This is a genomic window from Variovorax sp. WS11 (assembly GCF_010499245.1).
GTDB lineage: Bacteria > Pseudomonadota > Gammaproteobacteria > Burkholderiales > Burkholderiaceae_C > Variovorax.
In genome coordinates this window covers 3,592,370-3,616,919 of the sequence record NZ_JAAGOW010000001.1, presented here as the reverse complement: position 1 = coordinate 3,616,919, position 24,550 = coordinate 3,592,370, and the positions used below count along the sequence as shown (strand labels likewise).

Genomic DNA, 24,550 nt, shown 5'->3' with positions numbered 1-24,550 from the left:
ACCGTCCCAGTGCAAAAGCCCGATCAGAGGATGAATCGGGAAAGGTCTTCGTCGTGACTTAGTGCCGAGAGGCGTGCGTCCACGTAGGCGGCGTCGATGTGCACCGTCTGGCCTTCGAGCCTGGCGGCGTCGAAGCTCACTTCGTCGAGCAGCCGCTCCATCACGGTCGAGAGGCGCCGGGCGCCGATGTTCTCGGTGCGCTCGTTGACCTCGTAGGCAATGCTGGCCAGCCGGGTGATGCCGTCGGCCGCGAACCCCAGCGTCACGCCTTCGGTGGCCAGCAGCGCCTGGTACTGCTTGACCAGCGAGGCCCGGGTCTGGGTCAGGATGCTCTCGAAGTCCGCAATCGACAGCGACTGCAGCTCGACGCGGATCGGGAAGCGGCCCTGCAGCTCCGGGATCAGGTCGCTGGGCTTGCTCAGGTGGAAGGCGCCGCTGGCGATGAAGAGGATGTGGTCGGTGCGCACCACGCCGTACTTGGTGCTCACCGCCGTGCCCTCGACCAGCGGCAACAGGTCGCGCTGCACGCCCTGACGCGAGACATCGGCGCCCTGGGTCTCGCTGCGGGTGGCGACCTTGTCGATCTCGTCGATGAAGACGATGCCGTTCTGCTCGGCGTTGTTGATCGCCTGGGCGCGGATCTCGTCCTCGTTGAGCAGCTTGGCGGCCTCCTCGTCGACCAGAAGGCGCATGGCCTCGCCGATCTTGAGCTTGCGCGTCTTGCGCCGGCCCTGGGTCAGCTGGCCGAACATGCCGCGCAGCTGCTCGGTCATGTCCTCCATGCCGGCGGGGCCCATGATCTCGAGCGGGGCGCGCTGCTCGGCCAGCTCGATATCGATTTCCTTGTCGTCGAGCTGGTGTTCGCGCAGCTTCTTGCGGAAAGCCTGGCGGGTGGCATTGTTGCTGTCGGCGCTCGCGCCGTCGGCCGTGCGGGCCGGGGGCAGCAGCACGTCGAGGATGCGCTCCTCGGCGCCGTCCTCGGCGCGCATGCGCACCTTGGCGCTCTCGCTCTCGCGCGTCTGCTTGACGGCGATCTCGGCCAAGTCGCGGACGATGGAGTCCACGTCCTTGCCCACGTAGCCCACCTCGGTGAACTTGGTGGCCTCGACCTTGATGAAGGGCGCATCGGCCAGTCGCGCGAGCCGGCGCGCGATCTCGGTCTTGCCCACGCCGGTGGGGCCGATCATGAGGATGTTCTTGGGCGTGATCTCGGCGCGCAGCTTTTCGTCGACCTGCTGGCGGCGCCAGCGGTTGCGCAGCGCAATGGCCACGGCGCGCTTGGCGTCGGGCTGGCCGACGATGTGGTTGTCGAGTTCGGAGACGATTTCCTGTGGGGTCATGGGCATGGGGCGACTCACTGTGCTCACAGGGTTTCGATGGTGTGATGCATGTTGGTGTAAATGCAGAGCTCGCCCGCGATCTCGAGCGACTTCTTCACGATGTCGGCGGCGCTCAGCTCGGTGTGGTCGAGCAGGGCCTTGGCCGCGGCCTGGGCGTAGGCGCCGCCGGAGCCGATCGCGATGATGCCGTTCTCGGGCTCCAGCACGTCGCCGTTGCCGGTGATGATCAGCGAGCTGTGGGCGTCGGCCACGGCCAGCATCGCCTCCAGGCGGCGCAGCACGCGGTCAGTGCGCCAGTCCTTGGTCAGCTCGATGGCGGCGCGCGCCAGGTGGCCCTGGTGCTTCTCGAGCTTGCCCTCGAAGCGCTCGAAGAGTGTGAAGGCATCGGCCGTGGCGCCGGCGAAGCCGGCGAGCACCTTGCCCTGGTAGAGCCGGCGCACCTTGCGCGCGCTGCCCTTGATGACGATGTTGCCCAGCGTGACCTGGCCGTCGCCGCCGATCGCGACCTGGTCGCCGTTCGGGGACTTGCGGCGCACGCTGATGATCGTGGTTCCGTGAAATTGTTCCATCGAAGCAATATGGCGATGGCCCGCACGAATGCAAGCCGGAAAGCGGAAAGCAGGCCGCAGACAGAATAGCGCGTTGCGGTGGCCTCTTCCGCCAGGAGGCCAACGCACGGCGCGGGATGGGCCCGCGCGCTGGGGGGCAGGCTCAGTTTGCCCGGACGCCCACTTCGGCGTGGTCCGCGATCCCGATCACGCTGAAGAAGGCCGCAACGAGGCGGTGTGCATCGACGAAGGCGACGCGCTGGCCGCGCGCATCGCGGGCAGTGACCCAGTTCAGCAGCGAGCCGGCCGCCTGGAAATCGATGCGCACCAGCGCGGCGCAGGAAATGCTCAGGCCCTGCGCATCGGCGAGCTCGGCATCGAGGCGCTCCCAGGTCGCGAGCGATTCGCCGGTGAGCTCCCCCGCCAGCGAGCCGTGGCCCGCCGCGGCGGCCGTCGGTGCGGCGTCGGCGCCTATCAGCTCGTCGTCGTGGCCCGAGATCGAGAATCCGGAAGACACCGACGGCCGGGGCGTCGCCGGCGGCGGCTCGAGCTCGCCGAAGTCGCCCTTGGGGTCTTCCCAGGGCGGCGGCGAGACCTCGTAGGTGATGCAGTAGTTGAGCGCCAGCAGCTCGAACTCGTCGGCCCGATGCATGACGCGCAGGGCCGCCATGTGCAGCTGCCACCAGGCGGCGTCGACCCGGCGTTCGTTGACGGGGGTGGCCTCGGTGAGCACGATCAGCAGCCGGTCGGCGCCGGCGAAGCGCAGTTGCACCGGCGAGTCGGCCCAGTGGTTGAACAGCGCGCGCAGCGGGCCGGCGGCATCGGCCTCGATGGCGTCGATCGCGCTCCAGTCCAGCTTCCAGGAGGGGCCGGCCGCGGCCAGGGCGCGCGTCAGGGCGAGCAGGTTTTCGCGCTTGAGCACCGGCGGGCTGGCCCAGTCGGCGCCGCCGGCCGGCGGCGGTTCGGGCGCGGGGGTGGCCGCCGCCACGACCTGGGCGTGGCGCGCCACCGCGCGCAGCGAGATCCATTCGGGCGAGGCCCGCTTGGTGCGCTGCGCATAGCGCACCGCGGCGGCCGAGAATTTCTCGTTGTCGCCAATGGCACGGTAGAAGTCGAACAGGGCGCGCCAGGTGTCGTCGTGGTCGGCGCTCGAGGCTTCAGGCGCCAGCGCCTGCAGCAGGATGGCCTCGGTGCCGGCATCGTCGCCGTGGGCGAAGCGGATCGCGGCCTCCTCGATGCAGCCGTCGGAGACGGAGGGCACGGCGGCCGGGCCGGCGGCGCCCTGGGGCGGCGGCACGCCCGGCTCGGTGTCGGCATAGGCGCGCGCGTGCTGGGCCGCCATGTCGCCGCCGGGGCCCGCCTTGCCATTCTCGGCGGCCTCGCCGCCGGGGCCGCGGTTCTTCCACCACTGCTGCGACATCTGCTCTTCGATCTCGGCGATCTTCTTGAGCGTGAGCGCGCGGCCTTCGGTCTTGCCGGAGGTGCTGCTGATGTTGAAGGAGGACGGCGTGGCCGCCGGGTCGCGCCCGCCGGCCGCCTCGCGCTGGCGCAGCTTGCGCAGCATGTCGAACTCGCGGCGGCGCACGAAGTCGTTGCGCTGCCGCCGCTCGATCATTTCCTTGAGCATCTCGCGGCTATAGCCGTTCTCGAGCTGCGAGGACTCCTCGGCGTCGAGCTCGGACCAATCCTTGAGGGGATTGCGAACGAACTTCGCCACCTTGGACAGCAGGCGCCCGGTATCTTCCTTGGCCATGCGCGGCAACTCCCCTCGATCCCGTCCGGCGCTCAGTCGCCGTACATTTTTTGCTTGAGCTCGCGGCGCTGCTGCGCTTCGAGCGACAGCGTGGCGGTCGGGCGGGCCAGCAGGCGGCCGACGCCGATGGGCTCGCCGGTCTCGTCGCAGTAGCCGTAGTCGCCGTTGTCGATGCGCTGGATCGACTGCTCGATCTTCTTGAGCAGCTTGCGCTCGCGGTCGCGGGTGCGCAGCTCCAGCGCGTGCTCTTCCTCGATGGTGGCGCGGTCGGCCGGGTCGGGCACCACCACGGTGTCCTCGCGCAGATGCTCGGTGGTCTCGCCGGCGTTCTCGAGGATGCCGCGCTTCAACGCCTGCAGCTTGAGACGGAAGAAGGCCATCTGCTTGTCGTTCATGTACTCCGCGTCGGGCATCGCGATCACCTCGGCGTCGCTGAGCTCCTCGGCCGACTTGGTCTTCCAGTTGTTCGCCAGCTTGGGGTCTTTCTTGACGGCGATGGGCGGCGGCGGCACCAGGGCGGTGTCCGCGACCTGCACGAAGCTGGACTTGGCCGCGGTGGAGGCCACCGATTGCGGCATGGAGGGCACGGTCAGTTGCGACAGCCGCGTCACGCGCCCGCCGCGTGCGGGAGCGGGTGCCGTGGAGGGTGGATTGCTGGTGGAGTCGGTCGGAGTGGTCATGGCAGTTTTCGCCGCAGTGGTGGAGGCCGTGGGCGCCTTTTTAACGGGAATCGATGTAGCAGGTGCGGCGGCGTGGGTGCCGGCCGCCTTGGTTGATGGAGAAGCGCCTGCACCCGCCGCCTTGGCCTTGCTCTCGGCAGGGGGCTTCGGCGGCGCGGCAGGCCTCGCGGGCGTGGACGCGGAAACCTTCTTCGCGGCGGGCGCAGCCTGCTTGGCAACCGCCGTCTTCTTGACGGCGGGTTGGGACACGGGCGTTGCCTTGGCGACTGGTTTATTCACGGTGACTGGCTCCTTCGACGAACTGGTACGCGCCCAGGGGTTATACCCCCGAAAGCGGGCCGAAAACGTGCACAGCTCTATGCCGAAAGTCACACATCGTCCCGGGAAGGACAGTGCCTGGCGTCCGGAACAGGCGCGCGATTGTATAGAGAACTCGAAGGGATGGGAGTGCGCGCCGGTACCGGGTGTTCCCTGCCCCGGCCGCCGGCGCCCGGGCGGGCTCAGGGCGAACGGGGTCTCAGACCAGGCACTGCTCCAGGCCCTGCTCCAGGATCTCGCGCGGCAGGTCGATGCCGATGAACACCATGCGGCTGTTGCGCTTCTCGTCCGGGCCCCAGGCGGGCCCGAGGTCGCTGCCCATCAGCTGGTGCACGCCCTGGAAGATCACCTTGCGCTCGGTGCCCTGCATGTGCAGCACGCCCTTGTAGCGCAGCATGCGCGGGCCGTAGATGTTGACGATGGCGCCCAGGAAGTCCTCCAGGCGGGCCGGATCGAACGGCCGGTCGGCGCGGAAGACGAAGCTCTTCACGTCGTCGTCGTGGCGATGGTGGTGGCCCTGGCCCTCGTGCTTGTGCGAGGGGTGGTCGCAGTCCTCGCCGTGCGCATGGTCGTGGTCGTGCTCCTCTTCCTCCTTCAGGAAGTCCGGGTCGATGTCCAGCTTGGCATTGAGGTTGAATCCGCGCAGGTCGAACACGTCCTTCAGCGGCACGTCGCCGAAATGCACCTTCTGCTGCGGGGCGCGCGGGTTCATGTGCTTGAGGCGGTGGATCAGCGCCTCGGTCTCCTCGGCCGCCACCAGGTCGCTCTTGCTGATGAAGATCTGGTCGGCAAAGCCCACCTGGCGGCGTGCCTCCTGGCGGTCGTCGAGCTGCTGCGGCGCATGCTTGGCGTCCACCAGCGTGAGGATCGAGTCGAGCAGGTAGCTCTCGGCGATCTCGTCGTCCATGAAGAAGGTCTGGGCCACCGGGCCCGGGTCGGCCAGGCCCGTGGTCTCGATCACCACGCGGTCGAAGTCGAGCAGCCCCTTGCGCTTCTTGGCGGCCAGCAGCTGCAGGGCCTCGCGCAGGTCTTCGCGGATGGTGCAGCAGATGCAGCCGTTGCTCATCTGCACGATCTGCTCCTTGGACTCGGTGACCAGGATGTCGTTGTCGATGTTCTCCTCGCCGAACTCGTTCTCGATCACGGCGATCTTCTGCCCATGCGCCTCGCTCAGGATGCGCTTGAGCAGCGTGGTCTTGCCGGAGCCGAGGAAGCCGGTGAGGATGGTGGCGGGAATCAGGGCCATGGATGCTCCGGGAATAGGGACAGGGGAAGGCGGGAAGTTTAGCCACGCGCCCGGGGCCACGTTCCGGCAGGGGCAAAAGGCCACGAGAGCCTGAGCGGCCTATTTGCGCACCACCACCAGGCCCTTCAAGTACTCGCCCTCCGGGAACTCGATGGTCATCGGGTGGTCCGGCGCCGCGCCCAGGCGCTCGCTGATGTAGCCGTCCACGCCGGCGTCGATGCCGGCCGAGGCCACGATCTTGTGGAACAGGTCGGCGCCGATGCCGCCCGAGCAGGAGAAGGTCAGCAGCACGCCGCCCGGCTCGAGCAGCTTCAGGGCCAGCCGGTTGAGGTCCTTGTAGGCCCGCGCCGCGCGCTCGGCGTGGGCCACGGTGGGGGCGAACTTGGGCGGGTCGAGCACGATGGCGTCGAAACTGCGGCCCTCGTCGAGGAAGCGGCGCAGGCTGGCGTTGACGTCGGCATCGAGGAACTCCGTGCGGGCCCCTTCGAAGCCATTGAGGGCCACGTGGGCCCGCGCACGCTCCAGCGCCGGAAGCGAGGAGTCGATGGACAGCAGCTCCGCCCCCTCCAACGCGCCCGCCGCCTTCAGCCCGGCCAGCGCCGCCACCGTGAAGCCGCCCGTGTAGCAGAAGCAGTTGAGCACGCGCCGGAAGCGCCGGTGCCGCGCCAGCTCGGCGAAGCGCCGGCGGCTGTCGCGCTGGTCGAGGTAGAAGCCGGTCTTGTGGCCGGTGGCGATGTCCAGCGTGAGCTGCCAGTCGTGCTCGCGGATGGCGAGTTCGGTGGGCCCGCTGCCGCGCAGCCAGCCGGCCACGGGCGGCAGGCCCTCGCGCTCGCGGCCGCTCGCATCGGAGCGCTCGTAGAGTTTCGTGAGGCCGGTGGCCGCCAGCAGCGCATCGGCCAGCACGGGCTTCCAGCGCTCGGCGCCGGCCGAAAGAAATTGCGCCACCAGCGTGTCGCCGTAGCGGTCGACGATCAGCCCCGGCAGGCCGTCGGCCTCGCCATGGACCAGGCGCACACCCTCGCTGGGCAGTTCGAAGCGATCCCGAGCCGCCACCGCGCTCGAAACCCGCGACGCCATGAAGGCCGCGTCGATGCGCTGCTTCTCGTCGAAGCTCCAGGCCCGCGCGCGGATCTTCGAATGCGGGCTGAAGGCCGCCCAGGCCAGGAAGCGGCCGTCCTCGGCCTCGATGCGCACCGTCTCGCCGGCGTCGCCGCCGCCCTTGGAGATGGCCGATTCGAAGACCCAGGGGTGGCGGCGCAGGAGCGAGCGCTCCTTGCCGGGGCGAAGGCGCAGGACTTTCATTTGCTCTTGTTCTTGACGATCTTGGGGACGGCTTCCTCGCGAGCCTTGGCCCGGGGATGCGCCGCATCGTAGGCCTTGGCCAGATGCTGGAAATCCAGGCGCGTGTAGATCTGCGTGGTCGAGATGCTGGCATGGCCCAGCAGCTCCTGCACGGCGCGCAGGTCGCTGCTGGATTGCAGCACATGGCTGGCGAAGGAATGGCGCAGCATGTGCGGATGCACCGGCGCGGCCAGGCCGGCCTTCAGGCTGCGCTGGCGCAGCTGGCGCCAGACCGCCTGGGAGGACATGCGCACGCCGGTGCGGCCGATGAAGAGCGCCGCGGCGCCGGCCGGATCGCGCAGTTGCGCGGCCGGCAGCGCCGCGCAGTCCTCGCGCCGTGCGATCCAGGCTGCCAGCGCCTCGGCCGCTTTGGCGCCTACCGGCACGGTGCGCCGCTTGCTGCCCTTGCCGAGCACGCTGGCCTCCCGCGCATCGAGGTCCACCCAGCCGCGCGCGGTGTTGCTCGCGCGCAGGTCCAGGCCGGTCAGCTCGCTGACCCGCAAGCCGCAGCCGTAGAGCAGCTCCACGATGGCGCGGTCGCGCGCCTCGGTCCAGGGATCGGCCTCGTCATCGTGCAGCTCGGCGAGCTGTACCGCCTCGTCGACCGCCAGCGCCTTGGGCAGCGGCCGCCCGGCTTTGGGCGCGTGGACGTCCTGCACGGGGTTCGAACCGATCCGCCCCTCGTGGCCCAGCCAGCGGTAGAAGCCGCGCCAGCAGGAGAGCACCAGCGCAATGCCGCGCGACTCGCGGCCCGCGCTGTGCAATTGCGCCATCCAGCGGCGCACATGCGCGGTCTGCACCTGGTCCAGCGCCAGCCCCGCGGCCTGGGCCTTCTCGACCAGCGTCTTCAGGTGGATCGCATAGAGCTCGACGCTGCGCTCCGCCAATCGGCGCTCGACCCGCACGTGCTCGAGGTATTTCTCGACGAGCGGCGATTCAGTGGAAGTATCCATTGACGGCATTGTTCACGATGGCCAGCGGCTCGCGCAACGCGCCCCGGAAGGCCATGCCCCAGCGTTGCCAGCAGGTGGTGGGCGCGGCGGCGTACTGCACCTCGAACCGCCGGTCGAAGCCGGTGGCCCGCGCCAGGCGCTCGACGCGCCACAGGTGATACGGCTCGGAGACGACGATCACGCGCTTCACGCCCGCGGCTTCGAGCAAGGGCCGCGACATCGACAGGTTCTCGCGCGTGGACTGCGACACCGGCTCCAGCAGCAGCGGGCCCGCATAGCCCGAGGCACGCGCATGCTGCTGCATCACCTCGGCCTCGATGCGTCCGTCTTCCCTGTCGACCCCGCCCGAGAAAACGAGCTGGCGTACCAGCCCCGCACGCGCCAGCGCAATGGCGGCATCGACGCGCCCGGTGAGGCAGGGGTTGGGCCGGCCGTCGCGGTACGCCCGGTTCCCGAGCACCAGCGCCACATCGGCCGCCTGCCCAGGCGGATGCGCGAGCCGCTCGCGCGCATGCAGCCAGATCGTGCCGTGGATCGCGACATAGCCCAGCAGCAGCACCAGCAGCGCGCCGGGCAGCGCGCGCCGCAGCCGCGCAATCAAGCGCGCAGCCGCGACAGCGCTGCGGAGGCCAGCTCGGCGATGCGCTCCAGGAAGTCGGTGCCCATTTCCGCGTTGAAGCGATGCGCATCGGGCGATGCCAGTACCAGCAGGCCGAAGGCCGGCGCCTCGGGCTCGGGCCGCAGCGGGATCAGCGCGATCGACACCGCCGCCTGCGGCTCGGCCAGCCAGCTGGCGACCTCGAAGCCAGCGTTGAGGCCGCAGTAAGGCGCGGTCAGCGAAGTGGCCAGCGCCTTCATGTCCTCGCTCACCTGCTGTGCATAGGGTTCGTGGAGGTAGCTGCTGTCGCAGTCCCAGACCTTGATCGTGACCTGCGGCACCACGAACAGCGTCTGCAGATCGCCCGCGATGCGCGTGGGCAGCGCCCGCGGATCGCGCATGGTCAAGAGGCCTCGCGTCCAGCGCTGCAGGCGGTCGGCAGTGACCACGTTCTCGGTGCCGTGGCGCACCATGTCCATCACCCGATGCTCCAGCGCCTTGATCTTCTCGCGCAGCATCTCGGCCTGGCGCTCCTGCAGGCTGACGGCGCGGTTGCCGTGCGGGCTGGTGAGCTGCACCTGCGCCAGCAGCTGCGCATGGCGTTCGAAGAAGTCGGGCGTGTTCGAGAGGTAGTTGGCGATGTCGTCTTCGGTGATGGGGTTCATGGCGTCTTTGTGATTGGATTTCATGGCGCTTTCATCGGGCATCGGGGACCTCGATCTCGCCCTCGAACACGGTGACGGCGGGGCCGGTCATCAGCACCGGGGCGCCGTCGCCGGCCCACTCGATGGTCAGCAGCCCGCCATGGGTCTGAACGTCGACGCGCGCATCGAGCCGCCCGAGCCGGATGCCCGCCACCACCGCGGCGCAGGCGCCGGTGCCGCAGGCCAGGGTCTCGCCGGCGCCGCGCTCGAACACGCGCAGGCGCACGTGGCTGCGATCGACGACCTGCATGAAGCCCGCATTGACGCGCTGCGGAAAGCGCGGATGGTGCTCGATCGCCGGGCCCTGCTTCGCCACCGGCGCGGTATCGACATCGGGCACGATCTGCACCGCGTGCGGATTGCCCATGGAGAGCACCGCCAGCGACACCTTGGCGCTTTCGGCGTGCGTGCCCAGCGTGAGATGCCAGGTGTGCCAGCCGTTGTCGTGCTGCGGGTCGAGCCCGGCGGTGTCGAAGGGCACGCGCTGCGGCTCGAAGATGGGGGCGCCCATGTCCACCGTCACGCGGCCGTCGTCGCCCATCCTGGGCTCGATCACGCCCGACAGCGTCTGCACCCGCACCTGCTCCTTGTCGGTCAGGCCCTGCTCGCGCACGAAGCGCATGAAGCACCGCGCGCCGTTGCCGCACTGCTCGACCTCGCCGCCGTCGGCGTTGTGGATCACGTACTGGAAGTCGACGCCTTCGGCCGGCGCGGGCCGCACGCTGAGGATCTGGTCAGCGCCGACCCCGAAATGGCGGTCGGCCAGGAAGCGGTACTGCGCCGCGTCGAGGCCCAGCGCGCCGCGGGTCTCGTCCAGCACGACGAAGTCGTTGCCGGCGCCCTGCATCTTGGTGAAGCGGATTCGCATCGGGGGATTATCTGCCGCGCCGGGCTTTCGATCAGCGGCGCAGCCGGTCGAGCGCCCGGTCCAGGAAGGCCAGCCGGTCCTGCCCCCAGAAGCGCTCGCCATCGAGGATGTAGGTCGGCGCCCCAAACACGCCCTGCTCCACCGCCTCGGCGCTGTTGGCGCGGTACGTGGCCTGCGTCTCTGCGCCCTGCTCCAGCGCCTGCAGCGCCGCCCCGTCATAGCCGTTCTCGTCCGCCACCGCGATGCGCACCGCGGCATCCGAGGTGTCGCGCTCCTCGGCCCACAGCGCGCGCAGCAGCGCATGCGAGAGCGGCTGCGCGTCCAGCCCCTGCAGTTGGGCGGCGATCACCATCCAGCCGGCGTACTTGTTCCAATCCGGATCGGACGGTTTGCCCTTGGGATAGTGCGCCGGTTCCAGCACCAGCGGCATGCCCAGGTACTCCCGCCAGCGCGCGAGCTCGAGCGCGTGGTAGCTGCGGCGCGCCTGCGGCCGGGTCTTCAGCGGAATGCCGCCGGTCTGCGGCACCACCGCCTGGAAGTCGTAGGGCTTGAGCGTGAGGCGCACGTGGTGGCGCCGCACGATGTCCTGCAATTGCGGGCCGCCGAGGTAGGCCCAGGGCGAGGAGAGGCTGTAGTAGCAGTCGAGGGCGATCATCTTCTGGATTATCTTCAGGCCATGCCTGACGACGAACTCCCTTCGGCCGCGCTGCCGCCGGTGCCCCCCCAGTTCACCACCAGCCCGCGCGACGCGGCGGCGCTCGAGGCCCTCGCCCGCCAGGCGCGCGCCGACCTCGAACGCATCAACGTCCCGCCGCCCGCCTGGATGCTCCCGGCCGAATCCGCCACCGAGGCCTCGCCGGTGCTCGACGTGCTGGTGGCCGGCGCCGGCATGTGCGGCCAGACCGCCGCCTTCGCGCTGCGCCGCGAGGGCCTGACGAATATCCGCGTGATCGACCGCGCCGCACGCGGCGAGGAAGGCCCCTGGGGCACCTATGCGCGCATGCTGACGCTGCGCAGCCCCAAGCAGGTCGGCGGGCCGGAGCTGGGCGTGCCTTCGCTCTCTTTCCGCGCCTGGTACGAAGCGCAGCACGGCGACGAGGGCTGGCAGGCGCTGCACAAGATCGGCCGCATCGACTGGCGCGACTACCTGCTGTGGGTGCGCGACACCGCCGGCCTGGCGGTGGACAACGGCGTCAGCCTGCACTCGGTCGCGCACGACGAAGGCGGCCGCCTGCTTTCGATCGCGCTGGAAGGCCCCGGCGGCCGGCGCGAGACCGTGCGCGCACGCCAGCTGGTGCTGGCGCTGGGCCGCGACGGCAGCGGCGCGCCGCGCTGGCCCGACTTCCCGGCGCTGCGGCGCGACGACCCGCTGGCCGCCGGCCGGGTGTTCCATTCGGCCGACGCGATCGACTTCGCTGCCCTCGAGGGCCGGCGCATCGGCGTGCTGGGCGCCGGCGCCTCGGCCTTCGACAACGCGGGCTGCGCGCTGGAGGCCGGCGCCGCCCAGGTGCAGCTGTTCGCGCGCCGGCCGCAGCTGCCGCAGGTCAACAAGAGCAAGGCCGCCTCCAGCCACGGCTTCCTGCGCGGCTTCGAGGGGCTGGACGATCCGCGCAAGTGGCGCGTCTACACCTACATCTTCGACGAGCAGGTGCCGCCGCCCTGGGAGAGCGTGCGCCGCTGCGACGCGCACGAAGCATTCACGCTGCGCGTGGGCACGCCCTGGCTGGACGTGGCGCCCGACGAGGACGGCGTGACGGTCACCCTGCCCGACGGCGGCAGCGAGCGCTTCGATGCGGTGATCTTCGGCACCGGCTTCGACGTCGACCTGCTCGACCGGCCGGAGATCGCGCGCTACACGCCGCTGATCGATACCTGGGCCCGCCACGTGCCGCCCGAGGAGGCGCGGCGCTATCCCGAGCCGGCGCGCTTTCCCTACCTGGGCGCGGGCTTCGAGCTGCGCTCCCATGCGCCCGGCGCGCCGGACGCGGCCGCCGCGCTCTCGCGCATGCGCCTCTTCAACTGGGGCGCCACGATGAGCCACGGCGCGCTGGCGGGCGACATCCCCGGCCTCGCGATCGGCGCCACCCGCCTGGCCCAGGCGATCGCGCGCGACCTGTTCGTGGAAGATGCCGACCGCCACTGGGCGCGGCTGCAGGCGCACGACGAGCCGGAGCTGGCGGCGACACGCTGGTACGTTCCGCCGGACCGGCGCGAAAGGCCCTGATGGACACCCGCCAGATGCGCTGCATCCTTGCCATCAGCGAGGCCGGCAGCCTCACGCGCGCGGCCGAGCGGCTGGGCCTGGCGCAGCCGGCCCTCACGCAGACGCTGAACCGGCTGGAGCGCGAGATCGGCACGTCCCTGTTCACCCGCACGCGGCGCGGCGCCACGCTGACCGAGGCCGGCCTCGCGATCGTGGACGACGTGCGCGCCAGCCTGGCCCATGGCGACGCGGCGGCCGATCGGGCGCGGGCCATCGCCGCGGGCCGCGCGGGCAGGCTGACCGTGGGCTTCGTGACCCATGCCATCTACGAGGTGCTGCCGCGCGCGCTGCGCCTGCTGCGCGCCGAGCATCCGCAGCTGGAGGTGGTGCTGCGCGAGATGAGCAATGCCGAGCAGGTCGACGCGCTGGCAGGCGGGCGCATCGATGTCGCGCTCCTGCATCCGCCGGTTTCCATCGATGCCCATGTCCATGAGCTGCGGCTGGGCGAGGAGCCGATGGTGGCGGCGCTGCCGGCCGCCTACGAGGTGGCGGAAGACGGCCGCGTCTCCCTGGCCGAGATCGCGCGGCACGGCCTGGTGTGGTTTCCGGAGCAGCAGATCCCGGCGCTGCGCAGCCAGCTGCTGGGCGCAATCCGGCGCGCGGGGCATCAGGTGCAGGTGGTGCAGGACGCGAACCGCACGCTCACCGTGCTGGCCTGCGTGGCCGCCGGGCTGGGCTGGTCGCTGCTGCCGCGCTCGGTGCGTGCGCTGCGCCACGAAGGCGTGCGCTATGCCGAGGTGCGCGACGGCGCCGACCTGCCCGCCTTCGAGCTGGCGGCGATGTGGCTGGCGCGCTCGCGGCCGACCTTTGCCGACGCCTTCGCCGGCAAGCTGTCGCTTCAGTCGAGCTGAAGCTTGTTCTCCTTCGCGAGGCGGCTCCACTTGGCGAGCTCCGCGCGGCGGAAGGCGTCGAGCTCGGCCGGGCCGCTGCCGATCACCTCGGCACCCAGCGCTTCCAGCCGCTGCCGCACCTCCGTGTCCTTGAGCGTCGCGGCGATCTCCTTCGACAGCCGCTCGACCACCGCGGCCGGCGTGGCAGCCGGCACGAAGATCGCGTTCCACTCGTACATCTCGTAGCCCGGCAGGCCCGACTCCGCGATGGTCGGCACCTCGGGCAGCGCGGGCGAGCGCGTCCGGCCGCCGATCGCGAGCGGCCGCAGCTTGCCGCCCTGGATGTAGGGCATGCCCGAGCCCAGGCTGGCGAAGAATACCGGCACCTGGCCCGCCATCACGTCCGTGAGCGCGGGGCCGCCGCCCTTGTAGGCAACGTGCATCATGCGCGTCTTCGCCATCGAATCGAAGAGCTCGGCGGCCAGGTGCGGCGAGGAGCCGTTGCCGGAGGAGGCGTAGTTGATCTCGCCCGGCCGCGCCTTCGCCTGCGCGATCAGGTCCTTCACGCTCTGGATCGGCGCGCCGGGGTGCACCACCAGGATGTTGGGCACCTTGACCAGCAGAGACACCGGCGCGAAGTCGCGCAGCGTGTCGAAGGGCATCTTGCTGCGCAGCGCCGGGTTCTGCGCATGGTTGGAGGCGTCCAGCATCACGGTGTAGCCGTCGGCCGGGCTCTTGGCGACCAGCTCGCCGCCGATCGCGCCGCCGGCACCACCGCGGTTGTCGATCACCACCGGCTGCCCCAGGCGCGCCGAGAGCTTTGGGCCGATGATGCGCGCCACCGCGTCGACGGTGCCGCCGGGCGGATAGGTCACGACCAGGCGGACCGGCTTGGCCGGCCAGGACTGCGCGTGCACGGCGGCGGCGGTGAGCAGCAGTCCGGCGGCGGCGGCAAGGACGCGAGAGGTGGCGCGCGCGAGGCGCGTGGAATGGAACATCGATGTCTCCTTCGGGCGCCCTGGGGGGCGCCTCTTGTCTTGAAAGATCAGGCGAAGCGGAACAGCGCCGCGGGCGTGTCCACCAGGATGCGGCGGCGCGCCTCGGCATCGGGCACCCAGTCGGCCAGCACCGCCCGGGTGGAAGCGAAATCGGCGAGATGCTGGTGCTGCGTATGCGGCCAGTCGCTGCCCCACAGGAGGCGGTCCGCACCCAGCGCCTGCAGCAGGGCCAGGGCCGCGGCGCAGGCGGCGTTGCCGCGTGAATCAGGCCAGCTGCGGTAAGCGGCGGCAAGCTTGACCCACACGCGCCCGGTCTCGGCGCTTCGCAGCAGCCAGGCGAAGCCTTCGTCGTCGCCGGGCACCGGGCCGGGCCGGCCGAAGTGGTCCACCACCAGCTTGCAGCCGGCGTCCAGCAGCGGCTGGCCAGCCACCGGCAGGTCGCGCGATTCGCGATGCAGTTCCACATGCCAGTCGAGGGCGCGCACGCGCTCGAACAGGCGCTGCCACTCAGCCTGCGCGAAGTCGGGGATAGGCAGGCCCACGAGGTTGAGCCGGATGCCGCGCACGCCCTCCCGGTCCAGGGATGCCAACGCGGCCTCGTCCAGCGTCGGCTCGATGATCACCACGCCGCGCAGGCGCTGCGGGCTGGTGCGCAGCGCGTCGAGCAGGAAGCTGTTGTCGGTGCCCAGGAAGCTCGGCTGCACCAGCACCCCGTGCGAGACCGCATGCGCGTCGAGCAGTGCGAAGTAGTCGGGCAGCAGCGCGTCGAAGTCCGGCGCGTGGCGGTGTACCGGCGCCAGCGGCAGGCCGCGCCGGAACACGTGGGCATGGCTGTCGATCGCGGTGATCGCCTCAGGCATAGCGCTGCTCCAGTGCATCGAAGTCCTTCTTGCGCACCAGCGCCTGCCGCTCGGCAAAGGTCGCGACCAGACCGCTCGCCTCCTCGAGCCGGCCGCCGTCGCGCAGGGCCTGCAACGCCAGCGTCATGCCGCGCACCGCGCCCTGCAGCGCGGCGTTGGCATAGAGCACGAGGCCGAAGCCCATGGCGCCGAGCTCGGCCGCGTCCAACGTCGGCGTCTTGCCGCCGATCACCACGTTGACCAGCTGCGGGCAGGCCAACTCGCGCGGGATGCGGCGCAGCGCCTCCAGCGACTCGGGCGCCTCGACGAAGGTGATGTCGGCCCCGGCCTCGGAGTAGGCCGCGGCGCGGGCGAGCGCGGCATCGAGGCCCTCGACCGCGGCGGCATCGGTGCGCGCGATCACCAGGAAGTCGGCATGTGCTCGCGCATCGACGGCGGCCTTGACCTTGCCCACCATCTCGCTTTGCGCGATCACGCCCTTGCCTTCGAAGTGCCCGCACTTCTTGGGGCTCACCTGGTCTTCCAGCTGGATCGCGTTGGCGCCGGCGCGCTCCAGGGTGCGCACCGTGTGCTGCACGTTGAGCGCATTGCCGAAGCCGGTGTCGGCGTCGACGATGAGGGGCAGCTTCACCGCATCGCGCAGCGCCGCCGTGTGCTGGGCCAGATCGCCCAGGTGGACGAAGCCCAGGTCGGGGATGCCGTAGAAGGTGTTCGTCAGGCCGGCGCCGCTCAGGTAGACGGCCTCGAAGCCCAGCTCCTCGATCACGCGCGCGGCCAGCGCATTGGCCGCGCCGGGCACCAGCAGCCCGCGCCGGGCTTCGACCTTCTGCCGCAGCAGCGTTCCGGGATGTGTGGCTGGAGCGCTCATCCTCATTCGTCCTTCATGCCGGTGGCCTTGACGACCGCGCCCAGGCGCGCGCGCTCGGCATCGACGAACTGCACGAAGGAGGCGCGCGCGCCGCCGATCGGCTCGATGCCCAGCCCCTTGAGCCGCTCGGCGATGGCCGGCGTCTTCATGGCCGCGTCGATGGCGGCGCTCATCTTCTCGAGCACCGGCTCGGGCGTGCCGTGCGGCGCATGCACGCCGGCCCAGTGGGCGATGCGCACCTCCGGGAAGCCCTGCTCCGCGGCCGTGGGCAGCTCGGGATAGGCCGAGATGCGCGTGGTCCAGGTGTTGGCCAGCGCCTTCAGCTTGCCGCTCTTGAGATAGGGCAGCGCGACGATGCTGGCCTCGGACGTGGCCTCGACCTGCTTGCCGAGCACCGCGGTGATCGATTCCGAGCCGCTCTTGTAGGGCACCACGTCGAGCTTGGCGCCGTACTTCGTCTCCAGCATGCCCTCCACGAAATGCGGGGTGCTGCCGGTGCCGGCGGTGGCCCAGTGGAAGCCGGCGCCGGTCTTCGACGCGGCGATGAATTCCTTCAGGTCCTTGTAGGGCGCATCGGCCGGCACCAGGATCACCGATGGCGCAAGGCCGATCATGTTCACCGGCACCAGGTCGCTGTCCTTGTAGGGCAGGCTCTTCTTGATCATGCTGTTGGAGATCACGCCGGCTGCGCTCACGAGGAAGGTGTAGCCGTCGGGCGCGCTCTTGGCGACGATGTCAGCGCCCAGCGTGGCGCCGGCACCTGGCTTGTTGTCGACCACGATGGGCTGCCCGAGTGCCTTGGAGGCACCCTCGGCGGCGGCACGCGCCATCAGGTCGTTGGCACCGCCGGCCGCGAAGGGCACGACCAGGCGGATCGGCTTGGCGGGCCAGGTCTGCGCGGATGCGGTGGCGGTGGCGCCGGCCAGGGCGGCGAGCAGGACGAGGCTGGAGGAAAGATGCACGGCGATGTCTCCGGGGGGTGGGTCTGATGGGATTCCCCTCGAACGGGGGCTGGCCCAAGTATCGAGACGCATCGCTCCCGACGGAACGCCGTTGCCCGTTGATTTTGCATAAGCGCGGCTTATGGCCACGCCGCCGCCGCACGCTGGGAGAGCTAGGTCTCGGAGCGGATGCCGCGCATGAGGATCACCCCGCCGAGCTGCGAGGTGTCGGTGCGCATGCGATAGGCGAGCGCCTGCGGCGTGCCGGCCTGGCTTTGCCAGCCCGCCTTGAGCAGCTGGGCCTGGACCTCCGGGGCGTTGAGCACCTCGCTCATCGCGGCGTTGAGCTTCATCACCGCAGCCTTGGGCAGGCTGGCCGGCGCCGCGAGGGCCGTCCAGATCTCCAGGTCGGCGCCGCGCACGCTGGCCTCGCGCAGCGTGGGCAGTTCGCTGAAGAGCGGGCTGCGCAGCGGCGAGGTGACGCCGATGGCCTTGAACTTGCCCGAAGCCACATGCGGCTTGGCGAGGCCGGGCGGCAGCAGCGCCAGCTGGATCTTGCCGGCCAGCATCGCCTCGATCACCTGCGGGTTGCCGTTGAAGGGCACGTGCTGGGGCGCGATGCTGGTGCGGGTCTTGAGCAGTTCCATGCCCAGGTGGCCCACCGTGCCCACGCCCGGCGTGCCGTACTTACCCTTGTCGCCCAGGTTGCGCGCCCACAGCAGCAGTTCGGTCGGCGTCTTGCCGATGGCGTCGCCGGAGGTCGCCAGCACCAGCGGGGCGGTGCCGATCAGGCCCACGGGCGCGAAGTCCTTTTCGGGGTCGAAGGGCGTGGCCGGGTTGAGCAGCTTGGCGATCGTGAGGTTGCCGTTGATCAGGGCGCCGATGGTGTGCTCGTCCTGCGCCTTCGCCACCAGGCCGGCCGCGACGTTGCCGCTGGCGCCGGGCTTGTTCTCCACCACCACCGGCTGGCCCAGCAGCTTGGCGAGCGGCTCGGCAATGGCCCGCGCCGCCAGGTCGGGCGAGGCGCCGGCCGGAAAGCCGACCAGCACACGCACGGGCTGGGTCGGCCAGGTGCCCGGCGCGGCACCGGCGCGCGCGGTGCGCGCTGCGGGCGCCGGGGTCTGCTGGGCCCACGCGGCGGTGCCGCACAGCGAGGCGGCGACGCTCTGGAGCAAGCGGCGTTTGGTGATCATGGCGAGATGGGGAATGTTGCAAATATTGGTAACTGGAAGTTACGCAAACCTTTGCTGCAGCGCAAGACAACCAAATGCCTCATCGGCCCGGCGGGCCGGCCCGGCTTCAGCCGGAGCGCAGCGAGAGCCGCACCGTATCGCCCTCGACCGCCACCGCATAGCCCAGCCCATCGGCCAGCGCCTGCAGCGCGACGGCATCGATGGCCAGCTTGCGCGGGGCGCGCAGGGCGCCCGCCATCGACGGCATCGACTCGGCCAGGCCGGCGTCGCCATGGGTCGCGACGAAGCGCAGGCCCTCGGGCCCGTCGGCCTCGATGCGCAGGGCGCCGAGCCGCTCGGTGGCGTCATGCAGGTAGCCCAGCGCGCCCAGCACCATGTAGCGCAGGGCCGCGCCCTCCGGGAAGCGCGGCTCGTCGGGCGTGCCGGTGACCAGGTTCTCGTCCACGTGCAGCCCGATGCCATGGAGCTCGAAGGCCGCGCGCATCAGCGAGGAACAGCGCTGCACCAGGGCGCTGCGCGTGATGCCGTCGTCGCTCGCGGCCAGCTCCCAGTCGCGCAGCGAGCGCACGCCGTCGGCCAGGGCGTCGACCTGCTCGGAGATCGATTCGAGCGGCTCCTCCGAGAGGCCTTCGTCGGCCGACGCCGCGGCCGCACGGTGCTTGAGCAGCAGCAGGCTCATGCGGATCACCGACAGCGGCGCGGCCATGTCGTGCCGCAGCGCCGGCAGGGCGCGCGTGAGCAGCTCGTGCCGCACTCCGGCGACGATCCAGCTGCTGGCTCCGGGTGAGGCTTTCACTTTCAATCGAATGGCTTCCGCGAGAAAAGGGGTTGCGAAGTATGGGCGCGCACCGGCGCGCGGCCATGTAGGAGAGGGCCTCCTGCGCCGGCGCGCGCGGGCGCTGCCATCTGGAAGAATGAACCACGGCTCCAACGGCCGAAAGTGAGAGCATGAACGACGACCCCCAGTACCAGTACGTGCAAGGGCAGGCGCGCCCCGGCTTCCCGGCCTTGCTCGCCGACTACGAGGCCCGCAGCCGCGCCGCCGCGGCTGCCGTCGACGGCGTGCTCGACCTGCCTTACGGCCCGCACGCGCGCCAGACCTTCGACTTCTTCCCGGCGCGCGGCAGGCCGCGCGGCACGCTGGCCTATTTCCACGCCGGCTACTGGCAGTCGCGGGACAAGTCGGGCTTCCGCTTCATCGCGCCCGCCTATGCGCGGGCCGGCGTCCATGTCGCGCTGGTCAACTACCCGCTGTGCCCGGAGGTCTCGGTGGCCGCCCTGGTCGAGGCAGCACGGGCCTGCGTGCCGGCGATCCGCGCGCAGGCCGGCGGCGACGGCGCGCTGGTGCTCGCCGGCCATTCGGCGGGTGCGCACATCGCGGTCGAGCTGGCGCTGGCGCAGCAGCCCGGCGCGACGCCGATCGCAGGTGTGGCAGCGCTGAGCGGCATCTACGACCTGGCCCCGCTGGTGGCGACCACGCTCAACGACAAGCTGCAACTCGACGCCGCCAGCGCGAAGGCCTGCTCGCCCCTGCACCGCGTGCGCGCCGAAGCGGCGCCGGCGCTGATCGTGGTGGGTGGCGCGGAAACGCCGGCCTTCGTGGCGCAGAGCCGGGAGTTCCACGCGGCGTGGGGTGCCGCGGGCAATCGCTCTGCGCTGCACGTCGAGCCCGGGGCGGATCACTTCAGCCTGCTGGAAGCCTTTGCATCGCCGGGCAGTGCACTGTTCGGAGAAGTTCTGGGGCTGCTCGGAAACGGGCTAGGATGAGGGCACCGGGCCTATCCACGTAGACGTACCGCGAGCAAAGAGCCCCCGCGTCGCCTGCCCATAGCGCCGAGGCGCGAAGCAGGCCGTCATCGGAATCAGCGCCAACGCCACCACCGCGAGGTACACCCAGGCCGCGCCGAAGCCGCCGCTCATCGCGCGCACCCAGCCGGTGGCGAAAGGCGCCAGTGCCGCGATCATGAAGCCGAAGCACTGCATGAAGGCGGCCAGCGCGCCGGCCTCCGCCGGGTCGGGCCGGTGATCGAGCGCGAGCACCATGCACAGCGAGAAGCCGCCGCCGAGACCGAAGCCCAGCAGCACGACCACGCCCGCGGCCGCCGGCAGTTCCCAGAACAGGCCGCCGAAGCCGGCGATCTGCATCAGCAGCAGCACCGCGAGCCAGGGACGCAGGTCGCGCCGGCCGCGCGCCAGCGCCGGCATCACGAGGGCCGCCAGCACCTGCGCCGCGGTCATCAACGCGAGCAACGCGCCCGCCTCCTGGTTGCTCCAGCCCCGCTGCGCAAAGGCCGGCGGCAGCCAGGCGACCAGGCTGGTGTAGCCGCCGTTCAGAAGCCCGAAATAAAGGGCCAGCAGCCAGGCGCGCCGACTGCGCAGGGACTGCGGCAGCCAGCCGCCATCCATGCGTCCGGCGCTCGCCGGCGCCGAGGCGGCACGGCCGGCCAGCAGCCAGGCCAGCAGCGCCGCCAACGCGGGCAAGGCCCAGATCGCCAGCCCCGCGTGCCAGTCGCCGGCCCAGCGCGCCACCCAGGGCGCGCCCAGGGCGCCGAGCCCGCCGCCGCCCATGAGCGCGGCCGAGTAAAAACCCATGGCCAGGCCCATGCCTACCGGGTAGGCCCGCTTGATGATCGCGGGCATCAGCGCCTGCACCAGCCCCACGCCCAGGCCCGCGAGCGCGGCGCTGCCGAAGAGCAGCGCTGCCGCGCTCGAGAAACCGCGGCTCGCGCAGGCCAGCGCAATCGCGGCCAGGCCCAGCAGCAGCGCGGCGCGCTCGCCGAACCATCGGCCCAGCGCTACGCCGGCCAGCGACATCGGCCCCATGGCCAGCATCGGCAGCACGGTGAGCATCGCGGCGTCGCGGAAATCGAGGCCGGTGGCGGCGCGGATCTCGCCCAGCAGCGGACTGCTGGCCGTGAGGAAGGCGCGCAAATTGAGCGCGACCGCCACGATCACCAGAGCGAAGCCGATGCCGGCACCTTGGCGCGCGCAGGCGCCGATCATCAGAGCACCGGCGCCTTCGGCTGCGGTGCTATTCGACTTGGGAGCGGCCCGGCGTCTCATGCCGCCACTGCGCCGGGCAGCAACGCACCCTCGCGCGCCACGACGCGCCCGCCCGACACCACCAGCCGCCGCGGCGGCCGCGCGACCACGGCCTGCGCGACGGTCTGCGCCTCGACCAGCACCAGGTCGGCGCGGCAGCCGGGCGCCAGGCCGTAGGCCTCGAAGCCGCAGCCGCGCGCGCCCGCCTCGGTCACGCAGTCGAGCGCGACCGCGAGCTCGTCGTCGCGCCGCAGGTTGTAGCGCAGGCCGATCAGCATCGCGCGCTCCAGCATGTCGGGGCTGCCGTAGGGCGACCAGGTGTCGCGGATGCCGTCGTTGCCGCCCAGCACCGTGACGCCGGCGCGCCGGCAGGCCAGGAGCGGCGGCACGGCGCGCGCGGCCGGCGCGCTGGTGATCAGCGCCACGCCCAGCTTCGCCATGCGCGCCAACAGCGCCTCGCATTCGCGCTCGGGCAGATCGCCCAGGCAGAAGCCGTGGCTGATCGCGACCCGGCCCTGCAGGCCCAGCGCGGCCGTGCGATCGAGGATGAGTTCCAGCGAGAAGGCCCCCATCGCGCCGGGCTCGTGCAGGTGGATGTCGAGCGGCCGGCCGTGGCGCTGCGCGATCTCGAAGAGCAGGTCCAGCGAACGCACCGGATCGCCATCGATCGCGCACGGGTCCAGGCCGCCCAGCACGTCGGCGCCCCGCGCCAGGGCCTCATCCAGTAGTTCGGCCGTACCGGGGCGGCCGAGCAGGCCCGACTGCGGAAAGGCCACGATCTGGATCTGCTGCACTTGCTGCATCGCATCGCGGGTGCGCAGCACGCCTTCGAGATGGCGCAGGCCGGCCTCGGTGTCGATGTCCACATGGGTGCGCAGGCGCGTGGTGCCCAGCGCCAGGAAGGCCTTGGCCAGCGCCAGCGACTGCGCCGCCGCATCGTGGCCGCTGGCCCGGCGGAAGGCGCGCTCGTTGTCGATGCGGTCGACCAGGCGCGGGCCGACCTCGTTGCGATACCAGTCCAGGCCCCACAGCGTCTTGTCCAGGTGGGTGTGGCCCTCGACCAGGCCGGGCAGCAGCAGGGCGCCGCCGCCCTCCTCCACCACGCAGCCCGCCGCGGCTTCGAGCGCGGGGCCGAGGGCGGCGATGCGGCCGTCCTGCACCAGCAGGTCGACGGCGGCAGCGCCCAGGGGGCGCACATTGCGAAGCAGCAGCGGGGCTGGGGACATGGCGGATCCGAAGAGAAAGAAGAAACAGACTGGGCAAAGAGATTGGTCAACTATTCTTATATTTTTGGTTAACCAAACGCATGGTAAAGATTGGCCATCGCTTCGTCAATCCCGGCCAAAGCCGCGCGGCGGGATAGCGCCGGTTAATATTTCCGGCACGCCTTCCCCGCTCTTTCATGCCCACTGCCCGCAGCCGCACGTCCACCGCATCTTCCGCCTCCAGCGCACGCGCCGCACGCGACGTGCCGGCCGAGGCACCCGCCGACTCCATCAGCGTGGACGAGCGCGTCTACGCAGCCGTCTCGAAAGCCCTGCTGAGCGGCAAGCTGCGCCCCGGCACGCCGCTGCGCGAACGGGCCCTGGCCGAGGCGCTGGGCTGCACGCGCGGCGCCATCCGCAAGGTGCTGGCACGGCTGGGCATGGAAAAGAGGCTGGTGCTGGAGCACAACCGAGGCGCCTTCGTGCCCAACCCCTCGATCGAGGACATGCGCGGCATCTACCGCGCGCGCCGCATCGTCGAGGCGGGGGTGGTCACGACGCTGTTCGGCCAGTTGTCGCGCGAGCAAAGCGCGGCGCTGCGCAAGCACGTGCAGGCCGAGCAGCGGGCCTTCAAGGAAGGGCGGCGCGAAGACGCGATCCGCCAGGCGGGCGAGTTCCACCTGCTGCTCGCGCGCATGACGGGCAGCGAGGAGCTGCTGTCCTATCTCCAGCGGCTGATCGCCAACACCGAGCTCTACAAGGCGCTGTACGACACGGCAGAGGCCGCGAGCTGCGCGCCGCGGGAGCACGAGCAGATCATCGAGGCGCTCTCGGGCGCCTCGCTCGCGCGCGCGCTGGCCGTGGCCCTGGAGCACCTCGACGAGCTGGAGCAGCGCGTGATCGCCGGTGCCGGCGCCGCGCAGCAGGCGCCGGACCTGGCCAGCCTCTTCGCCTAAACCCAGCCCGCGCGCCGGAAACGGTAGTACAGGAAGGCGCAGAAGCTCCCGATCAGGCCCAGCGCGGCCCAGTAGCCGTAGCGCCACTTCAGCTCCGGCATGTGCTCGAAGTTCATACCCCAGATACCGGCGAAGGCGGTACACACGGCGAAGATGGCCGCCCAGGCCGCGAAGCGCTTGGTGACCTCGTTGTCCTCGATCGTGACCATCGAGAGGTTGACGCTGATGGCGGTGCCGATGGTGTCGCGCATCGAGTCGATGGTGTTGTGGATGCGGCCCAGGTGGTCGACCACGTCGCGGAAGTAGTCCTGCGAGCCGGCGCAGATCTGCGGCACGCGCCCGCCGTGCAGCTTGCCGGTGCCTTCGAGCAGCGGTGCGACGGCGTGCTTGAGCAGCGTGAGGCGCTGCTTGAGCTGATAGAGCTGCTTGATGTTCTCGCGCGCCGAACCCTTGGTGAAGATGCGCTGCTCGATGGCCTCGAGCTCGACCTCGAAGGCGTCGATGACGGGGAAGTAACGGTCGACCACCGCGTCCATCAGCGCATAGAGCACGAAACCCGGCCCGTTCTTCAGCAGCTCGGGCTCGCGCTCGCAACGCTCGCGCACCTCGACGAAGCCGTGCTCGCTGCGGTTGCGCACGGAGACCACGTAGTTGCGGCCGACGAAGACATCGACTTCGCCCAGGGAGAGCTCAGCGGGCGTCCCGCCCCGGCCCAATTCCACCAGATGCATCACCACGAACAGCGAGTCCGCGTACTCCTCGACCTTGGGCCGCTGGTGGCCGTGCTGTGCATCCTCGACTGCCAGCGGATGCAGCCCGAACTCCTCCTGCACCTCCGCGAGTTCCGCGGGCGTGGGGTCGCGCAGCGCGACCCAGACGAAGCAGCCGGGCAGCGAGACGTAGTCGCTGATATCGGAAACGGGGATGTCGGCCAGCTTGGTGCCGTTCTCGTAGACGACGCAGTTGATGAGCATGCGAAGGGACCGGGCGGTGGGGACGCGGCATCTTGCCACGCGCAGGGGCTGCTGGCCGTGGATGCGCCCGA

24 protein-coding genes are annotated in these 24,550 nt (G+C 70.8%); 4 read left to right on the top strand and 20 right to left on the bottom strand.

Going from position 1 to position 24,550, the window contains the following annotated elements; genetic code table 11:
• Positions 1–23: 23 nt before the first annotated feature.
• The 11 genes from hslU to GXN78_RS17770 form a co-directional block, all read right to left on the bottom strand.
• Positions 24–1,346 (bottom strand): ATP-dependent protease ATPase subunit HslU, encoded by a 1,323-nt coding sequence (gene hslU / locus GXN78_RS17820; RefSeq protein WP_106558544.1) that lies wholly within the window; start codon positions 1,344–1,346, stop codon positions 24–26.
• A 17-nt stretch (positions 1,347–1,363) separates the two neighbouring features.
• Positions 1,364–1,909 (bottom strand): ATP-dependent protease subunit HslV, encoded by a 546-nt coding sequence (gene hslV, locus GXN78_RS17815; RefSeq protein ID WP_106558545.1) that lies wholly within the window; start codon positions 1,907–1,909, stop codon positions 1,364–1,366.
• Between the two features lie 142 nt (positions 1,910–2,051).
• Entirely contained in the window at positions 2,052–3,641 is a 1,590-nt protein-coding gene (locus GXN78_RS17810) for an STAS domain-containing protein (RefSeq protein WP_106558546.1), read from the bottom strand.
• Between the two features lie 32 nt (positions 3,642–3,673).
• Positions 3,674–4,600, bottom strand: a complete 927-nt coding sequence (gene dksA / locus GXN78_RS17805) for an RNA polymerase-binding protein DksA (protein WP_239142752.1) — start codon at positions 4,598–4,600, stop codon at positions 3,674–3,676.
• Positions 4,601–4,838: 238 nt separating this feature from the next.
• Positions 4,839–5,885 (bottom strand): GTP-binding protein, encoded by a 1,047-nt coding sequence (locus GXN78_RS17800; protein ID WP_106558548.1) that lies wholly within the window; start codon positions 5,883–5,885, stop codon positions 4,839–4,841.
• Positions 5,886–5,984: 99 nt separating this feature from the next.
• Positions 5,985–7,187: a class I SAM-dependent methyltransferase gene (locus GXN78_RS17795; RefSeq protein WP_106558549.1), complete on the bottom strand. Its 1,203-nt coding sequence runs from the start codon at positions 7,185–7,187 to the stop codon at positions 5,985–5,987.
• A complete protein-coding gene (locus GXN78_RS17790; protein ID WP_106558550.1) occupies positions 7,184–8,179 on the bottom strand; it encodes a tyrosine recombinase XerC in 996 nt (331 codons plus the stop codon). The genes GXN78_RS17795 and GXN78_RS17790 overlap by 4 nt, the downstream gene beginning before the upstream one ends.
• Complete coding sequence (locus GXN78_RS17785; RefSeq protein ID WP_239142751.1) at positions 8,163–8,780, bottom strand: YdcF family protein; 618 nt, start codon at positions 8,778–8,780, stop codon at positions 8,163–8,165. The genes GXN78_RS17790 and GXN78_RS17785 overlap by 17 nt, the downstream gene beginning before the upstream one ends.
• Complete coding sequence (locus GXN78_RS17780; RefSeq protein WP_106558551.1) at positions 8,777–9,466, bottom strand: DUF484 family protein; 690 nt, start codon at positions 9,464–9,466, stop codon at positions 8,777–8,779. Before GXN78_RS17780 ends, GXN78_RS17785 begins: the two co-directional genes overlap by 4 nt.
• Positions 9,467–9,473: 7 nt before the next feature.
• Positions 9,474–10,349 (bottom strand): diaminopimelate epimerase, encoded by an 876-nt coding sequence (gene dapF, locus GXN78_RS17775; protein ID WP_106558552.1) that lies wholly within the window; start codon positions 10,347–10,349, stop codon positions 9,474–9,476.
• A gap of 31 nt (positions 10,350–10,380) precedes the next feature.
• Positions 10,381–11,004: a 2-hydroxychromene-2-carboxylate isomerase gene (locus GXN78_RS17770; protein WP_106558553.1), complete on the bottom strand. Its 624-nt coding sequence runs from the start codon at positions 11,002–11,004 to the stop codon at positions 10,381–10,383.
• A gap of 21 nt (positions 11,005–11,025) precedes the next feature.
• Here GXN78_RS17770 and GXN78_RS17765 point away from each other — a divergent pair, with 21 nt between their 5' ends.
• Both GXN78_RS17765 and GXN78_RS17760 read left to right on the top strand, forming a co-directional pair.
• Positions 11,026–12,573 (top strand): NAD(P)/FAD-dependent oxidoreductase, encoded by a 1,548-nt coding sequence (locus GXN78_RS17765; protein WP_106558554.1) that lies wholly within the window; start codon positions 11,026–11,028, stop codon positions 12,571–12,573.
• Positions 12,573–13,463 carry a LysR family transcriptional regulator gene (locus GXN78_RS17760; protein WP_106558555.1) on the top strand — a complete coding sequence of 297 codons (891 nt, stop codon included), beginning with the start codon at positions 12,573–12,575 and terminating at the stop codon, positions 13,461–13,463. Before GXN78_RS17765 ends, GXN78_RS17760 begins: the two co-directional genes overlap by 1 nt.
• Here the strand turns inward: GXN78_RS17760 and GXN78_RS17755 are convergent.
• The 6 genes from GXN78_RS17755 to GXN78_RS17730 form a co-directional block, all read right to left on the bottom strand.
• Positions 13,451–14,440 (bottom strand): tripartite tricarboxylate transporter substrate binding protein, encoded by a 990-nt coding sequence (locus tag GXN78_RS17755; protein ID WP_106558556.1) that lies wholly within the window; start codon positions 14,438–14,440, stop codon positions 13,451–13,453. The genes GXN78_RS17760 and GXN78_RS17755 overlap by 13 nt on opposite strands.
• Before the next feature lie 47 nt (positions 14,441–14,487).
• Positions 14,488–15,300, bottom strand: coding sequence for an amidohydrolase family protein (locus tag GXN78_RS17750; protein WP_106558557.1), 813 nt, complete (start codon positions 15,298–15,300; stop codon positions 14,488–14,490).
• A complete protein-coding gene (locus tag GXN78_RS17745; RefSeq protein ID WP_106558558.1) occupies positions 15,293–16,168 on the bottom strand; it encodes an isocitrate lyase/phosphoenolpyruvate mutase family protein in 876 nt (291 codons plus the stop codon). The genes GXN78_RS17750 and GXN78_RS17745 overlap by 8 nt, the downstream gene beginning before the upstream one ends.
• A gap of 2 nt (positions 16,169–16,170) precedes the next feature.
• Positions 16,171–17,106: a tripartite tricarboxylate transporter substrate binding protein gene (locus tag GXN78_RS17740; RefSeq protein ID WP_239142827.1), complete on the bottom strand. Its 936-nt coding sequence runs from the start codon at positions 17,104–17,106 to the stop codon at positions 16,171–16,173.
• A 176-nt stretch (positions 17,107–17,282) separates the two neighbouring features.
• Positions 17,283–18,302, bottom strand: coding sequence for a tripartite tricarboxylate transporter substrate binding protein (locus GXN78_RS17735; protein ID WP_106558560.1), 1,020 nt, complete (start codon positions 18,300–18,302; stop codon positions 17,283–17,285).
• A gap of 106 nt (positions 18,303–18,408) precedes the next feature.
• On the bottom strand, positions 18,409–19,098 hold the full coding sequence (locus GXN78_RS17730; protein ID WP_106558593.1) for a hypothetical protein: 690 nt from the start codon (positions 19,096–19,098) through the stop codon (positions 18,409–18,411).
• A gap of 152 nt (positions 19,099–19,250) precedes the next feature.
• On the opposite strand from GXN78_RS17730, the gene GXN78_RS17725 reads away from it, so the two are divergent.
• Positions 19,251–20,069 (top strand): alpha/beta hydrolase, encoded by an 819-nt coding sequence (locus GXN78_RS17725; RefSeq protein WP_106558561.1) that lies wholly within the window; start codon positions 19,251–19,253, stop codon positions 20,067–20,069.
• Here the strand turns inward: GXN78_RS17725 and GXN78_RS17720 are convergent.
• The gene (locus GXN78_RS17720; RefSeq protein WP_239142750.1) at positions 20,061–21,365 is read right to left on the bottom strand and encodes a cyanate transporter; all 1,305 of its coding nucleotides are present in this window, start codon (positions 21,363–21,365) and stop codon (positions 20,061–20,063) included. The genes GXN78_RS17725 and GXN78_RS17720 overlap by 9 nt on opposite strands.
• Positions 21,362–22,570 carry an amidohydrolase family protein gene (locus tag GXN78_RS17715; RefSeq protein WP_106558563.1) on the bottom strand — a complete coding sequence of 403 codons (1,209 nt, stop codon included), beginning with the start codon at positions 22,568–22,570 and terminating at the stop codon, positions 21,362–21,364. Before GXN78_RS17715 ends, GXN78_RS17720 begins: the two co-directional genes overlap by 4 nt.
• Positions 22,571–22,746: 176 nt before the next feature.
• On the opposite strand from GXN78_RS17715, the gene GXN78_RS17710 reads away from it, so the two are divergent.
• The gene (locus tag GXN78_RS17710; RefSeq protein ID WP_106558564.1) at positions 22,747–23,505 is read left to right on the top strand and encodes a GntR family transcriptional regulator; all 759 of its coding nucleotides are present in this window, start codon (positions 22,747–22,749) and stop codon (positions 23,503–23,505) included.
• On the opposite strand, the gene corA is transcribed toward GXN78_RS17710, so the two are convergent.
• Positions 23,502–24,479, bottom strand: coding sequence for a magnesium/cobalt transporter CorA (gene corA, locus GXN78_RS17705; protein WP_106558565.1), 978 nt, complete (start codon positions 24,477–24,479; stop codon positions 23,502–23,504). The two genes, GXN78_RS17710 and corA, sit on opposite strands and share 4 nt — an antisense overlap.
• Positions 24,480–24,550 lie beyond the last annotated feature (71 nt).

Bases quoted from the DNA above. Each gene is read 5' to 3' on its own strand.
- hslU (WP_106558544.1), bottom strand. From the start codon at position 1,346: ATGCCCATGACCCCACAGGAAATCGTCTCCGAACTCGACAACCACATC.
- hslV (WP_106558545.1), bottom strand. From the start codon at position 1,909: ATGGAACAATTTCACGGAACCACGATCATCAGCGTGCGCCGCAAGTCC.
- GXN78_RS17810 (WP_106558546.1), bottom strand. From the start codon at position 3,641: ATGGCCAAGGAAGATACCGGGCGCCTGCTGTCCAAGGTGGCGAAGTTC.
- GXN78_RS17800 (WP_106558548.1), bottom strand. From the start codon at position 5,885: ATGGCCCTGATTCCCGCCACCATCCTCACCGGCTTCCTCGGCTCCGGC.
- GXN78_RS17795 (WP_106558549.1), bottom strand. From the start codon at position 7,187: ATGAAAGTCCTGCGCCTTCGCCCCGGCAAGGAGCGCTCGCTCCTGCGC.
- GXN78_RS17790 (WP_106558550.1), bottom strand. From the start codon at position 8,179: ATGGATACTTCCACTGAATCGCCGCTCGTCGAGAAATACCTCGAGCAC.
- GXN78_RS17780 (WP_106558551.1), bottom strand. From the start codon at position 9,466: ATGAAATCCAATCACAAAGACGCCATGAACCCCATCACCGAAGACGAC.
- dapF (WP_106558552.1), bottom strand. From the start codon at position 10,349: ATGCGAATCCGCTTCACCAAGATGCAGGGCGCCGGCAACGACTTCGTC.
- GXN78_RS17770 (WP_106558553.1), bottom strand. From the start codon at position 11,004: ATGATCGCCCTCGACTGCTACTACAGCCTCTCCTCGCCCTGGGCCTAC.
- GXN78_RS17765 (WP_106558554.1), top strand. From the start codon at position 11,026: ATGCCTGACGACGAACTCCCTTCGGCCGCGCTGCCGCCGGTGCCCCCC.
- GXN78_RS17760 (WP_106558555.1), top strand. From the start codon at position 12,573: ATGGACACCCGCCAGATGCGCTGCATCCTTGCCATCAGCGAGGCCGGC.
- GXN78_RS17755 (WP_106558556.1), bottom strand. From the start codon at position 14,440: ATGTTCCATTCCACGCGCCTCGCGCGCGCCACCTCTCGCGTCCTTGCC.
- GXN78_RS17750 (WP_106558557.1), bottom strand. From the start codon at position 15,300: ATGCCTGAGGCGATCACCGCGATCGACAGCCATGCCCACGTGTTCCGG.
- GXN78_RS17745 (WP_106558558.1), bottom strand. From the start codon at position 16,168: ATGAGCGCTCCAGCCACACATCCCGGAACGCTGCTGCGGCAGAAGGTC.
- GXN78_RS17735 (WP_106558560.1), bottom strand. From the start codon at position 18,302: ATGATCACCAAACGCCGCTTGCTCCAGAGCGTCGCCGCCTCGCTGTGC.
- GXN78_RS17725 (WP_106558561.1), top strand. From the start codon at position 19,251: ATGAACGACGACCCCCAGTACCAGTACGTGCAAGGGCAGGCGCGCCCC.
- GXN78_RS17720 (WP_239142750.1), bottom strand. From the start codon at position 21,365: ATGAGACGCCGGGCCGCTCCCAAGTCGAATAGCACCGCAGCCGAAGGC.
- GXN78_RS17715 (WP_106558563.1), bottom strand. From the start codon at position 22,570: ATGTCCCCAGCCCCGCTGCTGCTTCGCAATGTGCGCCCCCTGGGCGCT.
- GXN78_RS17710 (WP_106558564.1), top strand. From the start codon at position 22,747: ATGCCCACTGCCCGCAGCCGCACGTCCACCGCATCTTCCGCCTCCAGC.
- corA (WP_106558565.1), bottom strand. From the start codon at position 24,479: ATGCTCATCAACTGCGTCGTCTACGAGAACGGCACCAAGCTGGCCGAC.